Here is a 13436-nt window from a genome sequence, read left to right on the forward strand (position 1 = left end):
GCGGGGCTCAGGCGGCGAGGACGAGCCCGGCGGCGGGCGGCCCGCGCAGGCCCACCGAGTGCACCAGCAGCCGGTTGCGCAACACCTCGGCGGCGTCGCGGCACGGCGCGGCGCGCCCGGGGCCCCGTACCGGGAAAACACCCGCCACGGAGGCGACCGCGAGCAGCAGCGGCCGGAAGGCACCCACGGCGGTCGTACGGAGCAGGCCCGCCAGGGCCGCCTCGCCGCACCGGAGCCACAGGGCGGCCAGCAGCCCGATCGCCAGGTGCGCCCCGAGCAGCAGCCAGGGCAGCGCGGGGTCGGGGGAGGCGAGCAGGACCCAGAGGCGTTCCTTCGCTCCGGTGTGGACGAAGGGGGCGCCGACCGGCGTCCCGCCGCAGAGCACGTCGAGCCCGAAGGAGCGCAACGCACCGGCGACGGGCCCGCCGGAGGGCCCGTAACAGACGTGCTGTCCGGTGGTGAAGAGGGTGTCCGCCGCCAGTTCCAGTGGTACGAGCAGGGCGGCGATCGGCGCGAAGCCGCGCTCCCGCCCGGCCAGTGCGTACGCCAGGCCGAACACGGCGGCACCGAGGACGGCGACCGTGAGCGGGGGCAGCGGGGCTCCGGACAGCAGCACGTGCGAACCCACGGACAGCGTCACGACGAGTGCCGTGAAGAGTGCTGCCCGCAAGGTTCTCAGCGGAGTCCTGGATATGCCCATCGTGAGTGAGTGTGCCACGGGCCCGGATAAGGGCCCTCTAAGGATGCGGAAAGGGCTACAGACCCGTGATGCGACCGTTGCGGAACAGGTCCACGAAGATCTGGTGGTCCTGGCGGGCCCGCGCCCCGTAGCTGTGCGCGAAGTCGACCAGCAGGCCGGCGAAGCCGTCCTCGTCGGCGGCGATCGCCGCGTCGATGGCCCGCTCCGTGGAGAACGGCACCAGGGAGTGCCCGCTCTCGTCGTCGGCCGCCGAGTGCATGGTGGCCGTGGCCCGGCCCAGGTCGGCGACGACGGCGGCGATCTCGTCGGGCTCGTCGATGTCCGACCAGTTCAGGTCCACCGCGTACGGCGACACCTCGGCGACGAGCTGGCCCTGCCCGTCCAGCTCGGTCCAGCCCAGCCACGGGTCGGCGTTCGCCTGGAGGGCGCGCTGCGAGATGACCGTGCGGTGGCCCTCGTGCTGGAAGTAGTCGCGGACGGCGGCGTCGGTGATGTGCCGGGAGACCGCGGGGGTCTGGCCCTGCTTCATGTAGATGATCACGTCGTTCTCCAGGGCGTCGCTGTTGCCCTCCAGGAGGATGTTGTACGAGGGCAGGCCCGCCGAGCCGATGCCGATGCCGCGGCGCCCGACGACGTCCTTCACGCGGTAGGAGTCGGGGCGGGTCAGGGACGACTCGGGCAGCGTCTCCAGGTAGCCGTCGAAGGCGGCCAGGACCTTGTACCGGGTGGCGGCGTCGAGGTCGATGGAGCCGCCGCCCGCGGCGAAGCGCCGCTCGAAGTCGCGGATCTCGGTCATCGAGTCGAGCAGGCCGAACCGGGTCAGCGCACGGGCGTCGCGCAGCGCGTCCAGGAGCGGGCCCTGCGCGGTGTCCAGGGTGAAGGGCGGCACCTCGTCGTTCTTGGCGCCGGTGGCGAGCTGGTGGATGCGCTCGCGGTAGGCGGCCGCGTACACCCCCACCAGGTCGCCGATCTGGTCGTCGCCGAGCGCCTTCTGGTAGCCGAGGAGGGCGATGGAGGCGGCGAAGCGCTTGAGGTCCCAGGTGAAGGGGCCGACGTAGGCCTCGTCGAAGTCGTTGACGTTGAAGATCAGGCGGCCTTCGGCGTCCATGTACGTGCCGAAGTTCTCCGCGTGCAGGTCGCCGTGGATCCACACCCGGGAGGTCCGCTCGTCCAGGTACGGGCCGGTGTTCTGCTCGCGTTCCTGGTCGGCGTAGAACAGGCAGGCGGTGCCCCGGTAGAAGGCGAACGCGGAGGCGGCCATCTTCCGGAACTTGACCCGGAAGGCGGCCGGGTCGGCGGCAAGGAGCTGGCCGAAGGCGCCTTCGAAGACGGCGAGGATCTGCTCGCCGCGCTGGGCGGCATCTGTCTGCGGAACCGGCATCGCCGGGCCTCCTGGTGCATGACGTACGTGCGCGTACGGGGGGAATGGGGACATCGGGGGACAGGTCTGCTGCCCCGTTCAACGCACGACCGTACCCCTGAGTGCCCCGGCGTCCGGCAGTCTCGCGCACCCCGGGTTTGTCAGTGCCGAGAAGTAGACTTCCTGCCTGCCCGACCCACCGCTCGACACCCCTGTTCACATCCCTGCCCACACCCCTGTCACCGACCCGCACCCGGAGGCCCCCGCCGTGACCAAGCCGCCCTTTACGCACCTCCATGTACACACCCAGTACTCGCTGCTGGACGGTGCCGCGCGGCTGAAGGACATGTTCGACGCGGCCAACCAGATGGGGATGTCGCACATCGCGATGTCCGACCACGGCAATCTGCACGGGGCGTACGACTTCTTCCACACGGCGCAGAAGGCGGGCGTCACACCGATCATCGGCATCGAGGCGTACGTCGCCCCGGAGTCCCGGCGCAACAAGCGGAAGATCAAGTGGGGCCAGCCGCACCAGAAGCGCGACGACGTCTCGGGTTCGGGCGGCTACACGCACAAGACGATCTGGGCGTCGAACAGCACCGGCCTGCACAACCTCTTCCGGCTGTCCTCGGACGCGTACGCCGAGGGCTGGCTGACGAAGTGGCCGCGGATGGACAAGGAGACCATCGCCAAGTGGTCCGACGGTCTGATCGCCTCCACCGGGTGCCCGTCCGGCGAGGTCCAGACCCGGCTGCGGCTCGGCCAGTTCGACGAGGCCGTGCAGGCGGCCTCCGACTACAAGGACATCTTCGGCGAGGGCAAGTACTTCCTGGAGCTGATGGACCACGGCATCGAGATCGAGCGCCGGGTCCGCGACGGGCTGCTGGAGATCGGCAAGAAGCTGGGCATCCCGCCGCTGGTCACCAACGACTCGCACTACACGTACGCGCACGAGGCGACGGCGCACGACGCCCTGCTCTGCATCCAGACCGGCAAGAACCTCTCCGACCCGGACCGCTTCCGCTTCGACGGCACCGGCTACTACCTGAAGTCGACCGAGGAGATGTACGCCATCGACTCGTCGGACGCCTGGCAGGAGGGCTGCGCCAACACCTTCCTGGTCGCCGAGCAGATCGACACCACCGGGATGTTCGAGAAGCGTGACCTGATGCCGAAGTTCGACATCCCGGAAGGCTTCACGGAGATCACCTGGTTCCAGGAGGAGGTCCGGGTCGGCATGGCCCGCCGCTACCCGGGCGGTGTCCCCGAGGACCGGCAGAAGCAGGCCGAGTACGAGATGGACACCATCATCTCGATGGGCTTCCCCGGGTACTTCCTGGTCGTCGCCGACTTCATCATGTGGGCCAAGAAGCAGGGCATCGCGGTGGGCCCGGGACGCGGCTCGGCAGCCGGTTCGATCGTCGCGTACGCCATGGGCATCACCGACCTCGACCCGATCACGCACGGTCTGATCTTCGAGCGCTTCCTCAACCCCGAGCGCATCTCCATGCCCGACGTCGACATCGACTTCGACGAGCGCAGGCGCGTCGAAGTGATCAGGTACGTGACCGAGAAGTACGGCTCGGACAAGGTCGCCATGATCGGCACCTACGGAAAGATCAAGGCGAAGAACGCGATCAAGGACTCCGCCCGCGTGCTCGGCTATCCGTACGCGATGGGCGACCGGCTCACCAAGGCGATGCCCGCCGACGTCCTCGGGAAGGGCATCGACCTCTCCGGCATCACCGACCCCAAGCACCCGCGCTACAGCGAGGCGGGCGAGATCCGGGGGATGTACGAGAACGAGCCGGACGTGAAGAAGGTCATCGACACCGCCAAGGGCGTCGAGGGCCTGGTCCGCCAGATGGGCGTGCACGCGGCCGGCGTCATCATGTCCAGCGAGCCGATCGTCGACCACGCCCCGCTGTGGACGCGGCACACCGACGGCGTCACCATCACGCAGTGGGACTACCCGCAGTGCGAGTCGCTCGGCCTGCTCAAGATGGACTTCCTGGGCCTGCGCAACCTGACCATCATGGACGACGCCGTCAAGATGGTCCGGGCCAACAAGGGCATCGACCTGGAGATGCTCTCCCTGCCGCTGGACGACGCGAAGACCTTCGAACTGCTCTGCCGCGGTGACACGCTCGGCGTCTTCCAGTTCGACGGCGGCCCCATGCGCTCGCTGCTCCGCCAGATGCAGCCCGACAACTTCGAGGACATTTCTGCTGTCTCGGCCCTTTACCGGCCGGGCCCGATGGGCATGAACTCGCACACCAACTACGCGGAGCGCAAGAACAACCGCCAGGAGATCACGCCGATCCACCCGGAGCTCGAAGAGCCCCTGAAGGAGACGCTCGGCCTCACCTACGGCCTCATCGTGTACCAGGAGCAGGTGCAGAAGGCCGCCCAGATCATCGCCGGGTACTCCCTCGGCGAGGCCGACATCCTGCGCCGTGTGATGGGCAAGAAGAAGCCCGAGGAACTGGCGAAGAACTTCGTCCTCTTCCAGGAGGGCGCGAAGAAGAACGGTTACAGCGACCAGGCCATCCAGGCGCTCTGGGACGTGCTGGTGCCGTTCGCCGGATACGCCTTCAACAAGGCGCACTCCTCCGCGTACGGCCTGGTCACGTACTGGACCGCCTACCTCAAGGCGAACTACCCCGCCGAGTACATGGCGGCCCTGCTCACCTCGGTGAAGGACGACAAGGACAAGTCGGCCGTCTACCTCAACGAGTGCCGCCGCATGGGCATCAAGGTGCTGCCGCCCAACGTCAACGAGTCGGAGTCGAACTTCGCCGCCCAGGGCGACGACGTGATCCTCTTCGGCCTGACCGCCGTCCGCAACGTCGGGCAGAACGTCGTCGACTCGATCATCCGGATGCGCAAGGCGAAGGGGAAGTACTCCTCCTTCCCCGACTTCCTCGACAAGGTCGAGGCCGTCGTCTGCAACAAGCGGACGGTCGAGTCACTGATCAAGGCGGGCGCGTTCGACGAGCTGGGACACACCCGCAAGGGCCTCGTCGCGCACCACGAGCCGATGATCGACAACGTGGTGCAGGTCAAGCGCAAGGAGGCCGAGGGGCAGTTCGACCTCTTCGGCGGCGGCGAGGAGGACAGCGAGGAGCCCGGCTTCGGACTCGACGTGGAGTTCTCCGACATCGAGTGGGAGAAGTCGTACCTGCTCGCGCAGGAGCGCGAAATGCTCGGCCTGTACGTCTCCGACCACCCGCTCTTCGGCCTGGAGCACGTGCTGTCCGACAAGGCGGACGCGGCGATCGCCCAGCTCATGGGCGGCGAGCACTCGGACGGCGCGGTCATCACGGTCGGCGGTATCATTTCCGGCCTCCAGCGGAAGATGACCAAGCAGGGCAACGCATGGGCGATCGCCACGGTCGAGGACCTGGCGGGCTCCATCGAGTGCATGTTCTTCCCGGCGACGTACCAACTGGTGTCGACACAGCTCGTCGAGGACACGGTCGTCTTCGTCAAGGGCCGCCTGGACAAGCGCGAGGACGTGCCGCGGCTGGTCGCCATGGAACTCCAGGTCCCCGACCTGTCGAACGCGGGGACGAACGCCCCGGTCGTGCTGACCATCCCCACCGTCAAGGTCACCCCGCCGATGATCACCAAGCTCGGCGAGATCCTCCAGCACCACCGCGGCAACACCGAGGTGCGGATCAAACTGCTCGGCGCGCGCAAGACGACCGTGCTGCGGCTCGACCGGCACCGGGTGACGGCCGACCCGGCCCTCTTCGGCGACCTGAAGGTATTGCTCGGGCCGAGCTGTCTGGCGGGCTGACCGCAGGAGACGTAAAGACCTGGCGGGCTGACCGTACGGGACATAAAGAAAGGCGCGCCCCTGTGCACGGGGGCGCGCCTCACTTATGTGGAGCCAGTGGAACCTGTGAAACCAGTGGAACCTGTGAAACCAGTGGTGCCAGTGGTGCTCAGTGCTGCTTAGTTGTGGCCGAAGCGACGCTGATGCTTACGGGCCACGTCGGCCGGGCTGCCCTGCGCGGGGGGCTGGGCAGGCGCCTCGAAGGAACTGTCCTTCTCCGACTGCTGCGAAGCCTTGTCCTGCTGAGTGGGCTGCTTGCGGCTGTTCTTGTTCTTGGCCATGGGATGCCTCCTGAAAGGTCTAGGTGCCAGGGCCGGGACCAGACTCACACGGCAGGACAGAACGCGCATTTTGGATCATTGCTGTACGTAACCGGACGCCGTGCGGAGTAATCGAGCACAACTTCCGCGCGAACTTCACCCTTCGCCACGCCGATGATCGAGTTCCGGCCGTTAAGCCCCGCGAGGTCGGGCAGACTCGATAGAAACCCGTATGCCTCTTGGCCCTTGTCCTTTGTTTTCGAGTTCTTCCCCGCTTTTCGAAGAACTCAGCTTTCGAAGAACTCAGCTTCGAACAATTTCCGAGGTTCCTGAAAGAGGGTGGAACGCGTGGATCGTTGCGTCGTCCTGGTGGACGCCGGCTATCTGCTGGGCGCCGCCGCGAGCCTGCTGGCCGGGGAGCCGGCCCGCTCGCGCATCACCGTCGACCATGCCGCCCTCATCCAGGGTCTGCGCGAACGGGCCGTGGCCGATACGGAACAGCCACTGCTGCGGATCTACTGGTTCGACGGCGCCCCCGACCGCGTACCGCAGCCGGAACACCGGCGGCTGCGCGTCATGCCCCGGGTGACCGTACGGCTGGGAGCCCTGACCCGCAGCGACGGCCGCTGGGCGCAGAAGGGCGTGGATGCGGCCATGCACGCGGAACTCACCGAGCTGGCCAGAAATCGCGCCTGCTCCGACATTGTGCTCGTCACCGGCGACGGCGATCTGCTGCCCGGACTGATGTCCGCCAAGGAGCACGGCGTCGCCGTCCACCTCTGGGCGGTGCAGGCCGCCGACGGCGACTACAACCAGTCCGAGGACCTGGTCGCGGAGGCCGACGAGCGCCGCGTCCTGGACCGGGCGTGGATCACCCGGGCGGTACGGGCCAAGGAGTACGGCGGCGTGTGCGCCCCGCCGCCGGTGCCGCGCCCCGAGATCGCCGCCATCCTCTCCGCGCCCCTGCCCGAGTCCGCGCTCGCCGCCCAGGCGGAGGCACAGGCCCGCCTTGAGGCGCAGGCCCGCGCCGAGGCCCAGCGGCCCGAAGCCGCCCGCAACGGCACCGCCGCCCCGCAGGCCCCCGCCCCCAACGGCACGGAGGGCCGGGCCGCCGCAGCGGCCAAGGGCGTTCCCACCCCGAAGGACCTGGCCGGGCTGCGCGGCCCCGGCACCCAGGCCGCCCAGCACCCGCCGCACGCCCCGCACCCCCCGGCCGGCAGCGCGACCCTGCGCTGGTCGTCCGACAAGGGCTGGGTGGAGCGTCCGGGCAGCACCGCGGCCCTGGGCGAACCCCCGGAGACCGCGTCGCTGCCCACCCTCGCCCAGCTCACCAGCGCCGAGCAGCGCTGGGCGGACCGCGAGGAGGACATCACCACGGTCGGCGGCGACCCCTTCGAGGTGGGCCAGGTCTTCGCCCGCCGCTGGATGGAACGCCTCCCGGAGCCCGTCCACACCCAGAAGCTGTCCACGATGTACCCGCGCATCCCGCACCGCATCGACGGCGAGCTGCTGCGGTACGCGGCCAGGTTCGGCCTCCTCGCGCACAAGGACGACCAGATCGACGAGCACGACCGGTACGCGATCCGGGCGGGCTTCTGGCGCGAGATCGACGTACGGGCGGCGGCCGAACACGCGGCGGTGGCGGACTAGGACCCGTCCGCACAGGGGTGGTGCACGGCCCGGGGCAGGGCTCGGCGTGCGGCTCGGCGCGGCACTGCGGGCGTGGACCCCGGCGGCTTTCGGAGGGCCGGGGACCACGTAGGCTCGTGGCTCGTGAGTACGGGCACAGCGGACACCACGGACACGGGTCGGGAACCGCACGACAGGGCTGTCGTGTGTGCGGTCGACGGGCTGGTCAAGGTGTACCCCGCGGCCCGCGCCCGGCGCGGCGCGCCCGCCGTCCCGGAGGTCCGGGCCAGCGACGGCATCTCGCTCACCGTGCGGCGCGGCGAGATCTTCGGCCTCCTCGGCCCCAACGGTGCGGGCAAGACCACCCTCGTACGGCAGCTGACCGGCCTGATGCGGCCCGACGCGGGCAGCGTCGACGTCCTCGGCCACGACCTCGTACGCCACCCGGAGCGGGCCTCCCGCCTCCTCGCCTACCTCGGGCAGGAGAGCAGTGCTCTCGACGAGCTGACCGTGTCGCTGGCCGTGGAGACGACCGGGCGGCTGCGCGGACTGCCCCTGAAGCAGGCGCGGGCCGAGCGGGACGACGTACTCGAAGAACTCGGACTGACCCCGATCGCGGGCAAGCCCCTGAAGAAGCTGTCCGGCGGGCAGCGGCGGCTGGCGTGCTTCGCGACCGTACTGGTCGGGGAACGGCCGGTACTGGTCCTCGACGAGCCCACCACCGGCATGGACCCGGTCGCCAGGCGCGCGGTCTGGTCGGCGGTCGACCGGCGCCGGGCCGAACGCGGTGCGACCGTCCTGCTGGTCACCCACAACGTCATCGAGGCGGAGACCGTCCTCGACCGGGTCGCCGTCCTGGAGCGCGGGCGCGTCATCGCCTGCGACACCCCGGCCGGACTCAAGGCGCAGGTCGCCGACGAGGTGCGCCTCGAACTGGTGTGGCGGGAGCGGGCGCCGCTCGACGTGCCCGAGGTGGCCGCGCTGCGCGGGCTCGGCGGCCGCGTCGGCGGCTTTGACGGCTTTGGCGGCGGCCCGGGGGACGGATCCGGGGACCGGGTGCAGGTGTCCGGGCGCCGGTGGGTGCTCAGGCTGGCGCCGGACGAGGCACGGGCCGCGGTCGCCGCGGTCACGGGAGGCGCGGCCTTCGCCGCCCTCGACGACTTCACGCTGGCCACCCCGAGCCTGGAGGACGTGTACCTCGCGCTCGGCGGCGGGCGTACGGAAGGGCTGGTCAAGGCGTGAGTGCTGGGTCGATCGAGGCAGTGGGGGCCGCCGTGCCGGCCGCCGGCGCCCGTACGGCGGTGGCCGCAGGAGCGGCGGAGCTCGCGCCCTCCGCGCGCTTCCTGCCCTCGCTTGCCGCCGTGTACCGGGCGCAGCTCTCGCGGGCCAGGGTGGCGCGCATTCCGCTGCTCTTCGTCGCGACCTTCCAGTCCGTCGGGATCATGATCCTGATGCGCGGAGTCGTGGACGGCGGAGGCGAGGCGCGGGCCGTGGTCGCCGGGTCGAGCGTGCTGGTCGTGGCGTTCGTCGCGCTGAACCTGCTGGCCCAGTACTTCGGGCAGCTGCGGGCGAGCGGCGGGCTCGACCACTACGCGACGCTGCCGGTGCCGCCCGCGTCGGTGGTGCTGGGCGCGGCCGCCGCGTACGCGTCCTTCACCGTGCCGGGGACGCTCGTCACGGCGGGCGTCGGCTGTGCGCTCTTCGGGCTGCCGATGGGGAACGTGTGGGTGCTGGTGGCGGTGATCCCGCTCGCGGGAGCTGCCCTGTCCGGGCTCGGTGCAGCCCTGGGGCTGCTCGCCCCGCGACCCGAACTGGCCACGCTGCTCGGCCAGTTGGGCATGTCGGCGGCGCTGCTGCTCGGGGTGCTGCCGGCGGAGCGGATGCCGGCGGTCATCTCGTACGCGAGGGACCTGCTGCCGTCGACGTACGGGGTGGAGGCGTTCGCCCGGACCTTCGACGCGCATCCGGACTGGGCGGCGGTCGGGCTCGACCTGGGGGTGTGCGCGGGGGTGGGCGTCGTCTCGCTCGCCGTGGCCACGTGGGCGTACCGGCGGGCGGCGGTGCGCTGAGGGACCGTTCCGTGCTCCGGGGCCCGGCTGCCCGCGGGGCCTGCGGAGGTGTGGCGGCCGCCCGCGGGGCAGGTGACCGGTGAGGCGGGGCTCGGCGGGGCCTGGCACGATGTCGGAGTGACCGCTCCTCTGACACCGCCTCACCAGCCCTCGCCCCACGACCCCTGGCAGACGCCCGCGGCGTACGACGGCGGGTCCGGCTCCTCTGCCCACTCCGCCGGGCCGGACGAACCCGATCTCGGGACGGACGTCCTGCGGGCCCTGGTCGTGCTGGGGGTGACAGTGGTGGCCGGGCTGCTGTTGGGGCTGCTGTGGGTGTGGCTGGCGCCGAAGGTTCCGCTCGTCTCGACCGACAAGGCGGTCTTCCTCAAGGACACCGAGGGCGAGGAGGCGGCGGGCGCTGACGGAACGTTTGTCCTGCTGTCCGTCGGCTTCGGTTTCCTCAGCGCGGCCCTCGCCTTCTGGTTCTACCGGCGGGGCGGGATTCCGCTGGTGATCGCGCTGGCGCTGGGTCCGTTCCTGGGGGCGCTGCTGGGCCTGCTGGCCGGCGGCTGGTTCGGGCCGACGGCGGACGTGGTGGCCCATGCGAAGGCCGTGGGGGTGGGCGTGGTCTTCGACGCCCCGCTGAAGCTGGAGGCGAAGGGGGCACTGCTGGCGTGGCCGTTCGTGGCGGTGCTGGTGCATTTGGGGCTTACGGCGGTGTGGGGGGTGCGGGATCCGGAGCCGGAGTTTGAGTGGGGGGCGTATTACGGGGCGCCGGGCGCGGGGTCTGAGCCGGGGCCTGGCCCCGGGCCCCAGTAGGGGGAGGCCGGGGGTGTGGGGGCCGGTGGTCTTCGTGCGGGCGCGTCGTGGCTGGGCGCGCCCACGCGGCGGAGCCGCATATCAACACAGCCCCGCGCCCCTAAAAGATTGCCCCTTACCCCCTAGCCCACTCGTTCAGGCCGGGCGGCGGCCATGGTTTGCTTTGTGTTTTTTGATGCGCCACTTCCGTTTGCGGGTCTTCTTGGACATCGCGTCACCCCTCGCCTCACGGTCGGACCGTGGAAGCTAGTGGAGGGGGCCGGGTCCGTCGAGACCCTACGCACGCCCGATCGGGGCGAGGACCGCGGCGGTGAGCGTCGCCAGGTCCGCGGGGGCCAGTTCGACCTCCAGGCCGCGGCGGCCCGCCGAGATGCAGATGGTGGGGTGGGACGAGGCGGAGGCGTCCAGCACGGTGCGGAGCTTCTTGCGCTGGCCCAGGGGGGAGATGCCGCCCCGGACGTACCCCGTCGTCCGTTCCGCCGCCGCCGGGTCCGCCATCGTCGCGCGCTTGCCGCCGACCGCCGAGGCGAGGGCCTTGAGGTCGAGGGAGCCCGCCACCGGGACCACCGCCACCGTGAGCGTGCCGTCGACGTCGGCGACGAGGGTCTTGAAGACCCGGTCCGGGGTGACGCCGAGCGCCTCCGCCGCCTCCTCGCCGTACGACGCCGCCGCCGGGTCGTGCGCGTACGCGTGCAGGGTGTAGGCCGTGCCCGCCGCCGTCAGGGCCACGGTCGCCGGGGTGCCGCCCGCCGCTGCGGACTGCTTCTTCTTCGCCAACGTAACGGTCCCTGAGGTCAGTTGGGGCAGGTGGGCGTACGGGTGAGGGCTTCCGCCGGGACGGACGGGAGGTGGCGGATGAGCGCCGACTCCGTGCGGAGGATGGTCAGTTCCTCGCGGAGGCGGGTGGCCGTGTCCGGGGCCTGCAGGAGCCGCTGGCGGGTCGGTGTGTCGAGCATCGTCGCCGCCGCGACCAGGTAGGAGACGACGGAGGGCTCGTCGGGGAGGTCGGCGGCCGTGGTGAGGGTCGCCTCGCGGGCGCCGGCGAGGCGCTTCTGGTACGTACGGAAGGCGCGCAGGACGCCCTCGGCGAGGGCTCCCGCCTCCTCGCCCGGCTCCTCGTCGAGTTCTTCGAGCTCGGCCACCAGGTAGGGGCCGCTCGCGTCCACGGAGAGGAGCTTCACCCGCTTCGTACCGGTGGCGAGGACCTCGAAGCTGCCGTCCTCGCGCTCGCGGATCGTCGCCGCGTCCGCGACGCAGCCCACCCGGTGGAACGCCTGGATCGGGTCCGCGCCGAAGCCCGCCGCGGGTCCCTGCTCGGTCACCGCCGCCGGGTCGTCGGGCATGCCCGTGGCGGTGCGGGCGACCTCACGGCCGTCACGGATCGCGACGACGGCGAACCGGCGCGGCTCGTCGTCGTCGGAGTCCTCGTCGGCGCCGCCGTCCCCGGAGGGGGACTTGAGCAGGTCGCGCATCATGGCGCGATAACGCTCCTCGAACACGTTCAGCGGCAGCACGAGGCCCGGGAACAGTACCGAGTTCAGCGGAAAGAGCGGCAGGCGAGCGGTGGTCACAGCGGTCAAGCGTAATGGCCGTCGGACCTGCTCCGGCCGGGAGTCCACCGACGGGCCCCCACCGGCTTCGTACGGCCCGCTTCGGGCGCCGCCCGGGAGGCCGCCCTGGACTGGGCCGCGTCCCGCAGTTCGAGGAAGCGGCAGAGCGGGTCCCCGGCCGGTGTGTCCACGGCCGGCGACGCCCACGGGAAGGACGTCGCGTACGGGCCGATCAGCTGGAACTGCTCCAGGGCCTCGGTCCACCGCTCCCTGCTGACCAGCACGTACGCGAGGAGATTGCGCACCTCGGCCGCCCACGGGTCGCCCGGTTCGTACTCGGCGGACAGGGCGATCGCCAGATCGGCGGCCCTGTCGATCCGGGCGGTCAGCTGCACGGCCGAAGGCGTCGACTGCACGGCCGGGGGTGTCCACGCCGCCCCGCCCGGCAGCAGCGCGAAGGCCGCGCGGACCGGCAGCGCCTGGATCAGCGAGCCCGGCAGCGCGTCCTCGGCGGCCTGCTCCGCGAAGTCGAAGCACTCGCGGTGGGTCGAACCCTGTGCGGCCAGGTACTTCAGGGCCGCCACATGGCAGCCGTAGTGGTGCGAGGAGCGCCGCACGGCCTGCCCCCACAGCGCCTCGAACGTGTCGTGCGCGGCCAGCGTCCCGCGGGCGTGGTCCAGTGCGATCCGCCACGGCACCGGGTCGCACGGGGCGCCCGCGGCGGCGGCGTCGATCAGCGGCCCCGCCGGGCGCAGCCGGTCGGCGGGGAACGGCGACTCCAGCGCCCTGCTCACCTCCAGCTCCGCCTTGACCAGCAGGGCGTCCGGGTCGCCTGGGGCGGCCAGCAGCCAGTCGGTGAGCCAGTCCTGGCGGTGGTGCGCGAACGCGGCAAGCCGGAGCGTGTACCGGTCGCGGTTCTCCCACTCGGCCCGCTCGCGGGTCGCGGCGAGCAGTGCCGAGGCCGGTGCGTACGTGCCCTGGGCGGCGGCGACGAGCGCCGGAGCGATCCGCTCGTCGGGGGCGTCGAGCAGCAGATCGTCGTCCGTCGGCAGCCGGGAGCCGGGCTCGGGAGAGCGGCGGGCCGGGCGGGCGGAGCTCAGCAGCGCACGAAGGAATGACATGGTTCAACTATTGAAATCCGCAGGTGAGCGGCGTGCCAGGGGCGGGCTGTGAAGCTTTGGTAGCGGCAGGAAGGTTGTACCGACCCCGGTCAAGGGACGGTA

The 13436-nt window shown here is 71.1% G+C and carries 11 protein-coding genes; 5 read left to right on the forward strand and 6 right to left on the reverse strand.

The window, feature by feature from the left end; all coding sequences use genetic code 11:
- Positions 1-7: 7 nt before the first annotated feature.
- Together AB0D18_RS09865 and AB0D18_RS09870 are read right to left on the reverse strand one after the other, a co-directional pair.
- Positions 8-700: a hypothetical protein gene (locus AB0D18_RS09865; RefSeq protein WP_362414859.1), complete on the reverse strand. Its 693-nt coding sequence runs from the start codon at positions 698-700 to the stop codon at positions 8-10.
- A 55-nt stretch (positions 701-755) separates the two neighbouring features.
- Positions 756-2081 (reverse strand): DUF2252 domain-containing protein, encoded by a 1326-nt coding sequence (locus tag AB0D18_RS09870; RefSeq protein ID WP_362414860.1) that lies wholly within the window; start codon positions 2079-2081, stop codon positions 756-758.
- Positions 2082-2328: 247 nt separating this feature from the next.
- Between AB0D18_RS09870 and dnaE the strand changes: the two genes are divergently transcribed.
- On the forward strand, positions 2329-5865 hold the full coding sequence (gene dnaE / locus AB0D18_RS09875; RefSeq protein ID WP_362414861.1) for a DNA polymerase III subunit alpha: 3537 nt from the start codon (positions 2329-2331) through the stop codon (positions 5863-5865).
- A 158-nt stretch (positions 5866-6023) separates the two neighbouring features.
- On the opposite strand, the gene AB0D18_RS09880 is transcribed toward dnaE, so the two are convergent.
- Positions 6024-6185 (reverse strand): hypothetical protein, encoded by a 162-nt coding sequence (locus tag AB0D18_RS09880; RefSeq protein WP_362414863.1) that lies wholly within the window; start codon positions 6183-6185, stop codon positions 6024-6026.
- 318 nt (positions 6186-6503) lie between these two features.
- Between AB0D18_RS09880 and AB0D18_RS09885 the strand changes: the two genes are divergently transcribed.
- The 4 genes from AB0D18_RS09885 (at position 6504) to AB0D18_RS09900 (ending at position 10663) form a co-directional block, all read left to right on the forward strand.
- Entirely contained in the window at positions 6504-7814 is a 1311-nt protein-coding gene (locus tag AB0D18_RS09885; protein ID WP_362414865.1) for an NYN domain-containing protein, read from the forward strand.
- Between the two features lie 183 nt (positions 7815-7997).
- Positions 7998-9035: an ABC transporter ATP-binding protein gene (locus AB0D18_RS09890; RefSeq protein ID WP_362415303.1), complete on the forward strand. Its 1038-nt coding sequence runs from the start codon at positions 7998-8000 to the stop codon at positions 9033-9035.
- Between the two features lie 20 nt (positions 9036-9055).
- The gene (locus AB0D18_RS09895; RefSeq protein ID WP_362415305.1) at positions 9056-9862 is read left to right on the forward strand and encodes an ABC transporter permease; all 807 of its coding nucleotides are present in this window, start codon (positions 9056-9058) and stop codon (positions 9860-9862) included.
- A gap of 117 nt (positions 9863-9979) precedes the next feature.
- Positions 9980-10663 (forward strand): ABC transporter permease, encoded by a 684-nt coding sequence (locus AB0D18_RS09900; RefSeq protein ID WP_362414867.1) that lies wholly within the window; start codon positions 9980-9982, stop codon positions 10661-10663.
- A 276-nt stretch (positions 10664-10939) separates the two neighbouring features.
- On the opposite strand, the gene ybaK is transcribed toward AB0D18_RS09900, so the two are convergent.
- From ybaK to AB0D18_RS09915, 3 genes are read right to left on the reverse strand one after another with little or no spacing between them, the layout of a single operon-like run.
- Entirely contained in the window at positions 10940-11440 is a 501-nt protein-coding gene (ybaK, locus tag AB0D18_RS09905; protein WP_362414869.1) for a Cys-tRNA(Pro) deacylase, read from the reverse strand.
- A gap of 17 nt (positions 11441-11457) precedes the next feature.
- Positions 11458-12234, reverse strand: a complete 777-nt coding sequence (locus AB0D18_RS09910; protein ID WP_362414871.1) for an LON peptidase substrate-binding domain-containing protein — start codon at positions 12232-12234, stop codon at positions 11458-11460.
- 5 nt (positions 12235-12239) lie between these two features.
- Positions 12240-13334, reverse strand: coding sequence for a hypothetical protein (locus tag AB0D18_RS09915; protein ID WP_362414873.1), 1095 nt, complete (start codon positions 13332-13334; stop codon positions 12240-12242).
- Between the last annotated feature and the right edge of the window lie 102 nt (positions 13335-13436).

The sequence above is a fragment of the Streptomyces sp. NPDC048442 genome (assembly GCF_040651475.1).
Taxonomy (GTDB): domain Bacteria; phylum Actinomycetota; class Actinomycetes; order Streptomycetales; family Streptomycetaceae; genus Streptomyces.

Coding starts and splice junctions, on each gene's coding strand:
- AB0D18_RS09865 (WP_362414859.1), bottom strand. CDS start 700: ATGGGCATATCCAGGACTCCGCTGAGAACCTTGCGGGCAGCACTCTTC.
- AB0D18_RS09870 (WP_362414860.1), bottom strand. CDS start 2,081: ATGCCGGTTCCGCAGACAGATGCCGCCCAGCGCGGCGAGCAGATCCTC.
- AB0D18_RS09880 (WP_362414863.1), bottom strand. CDS start 6,185: ATGGCCAAGAACAAGAACAGCCGCAAGCAGCCCACTCAGCAGGACAAG.
- AB0D18_RS09915 (WP_362414873.1), bottom strand. CDS start 13,334: ATGTCATTCCTTCGTGCGCTGCTGAGCTCCGCCCGCCCGGCCCGCCGC.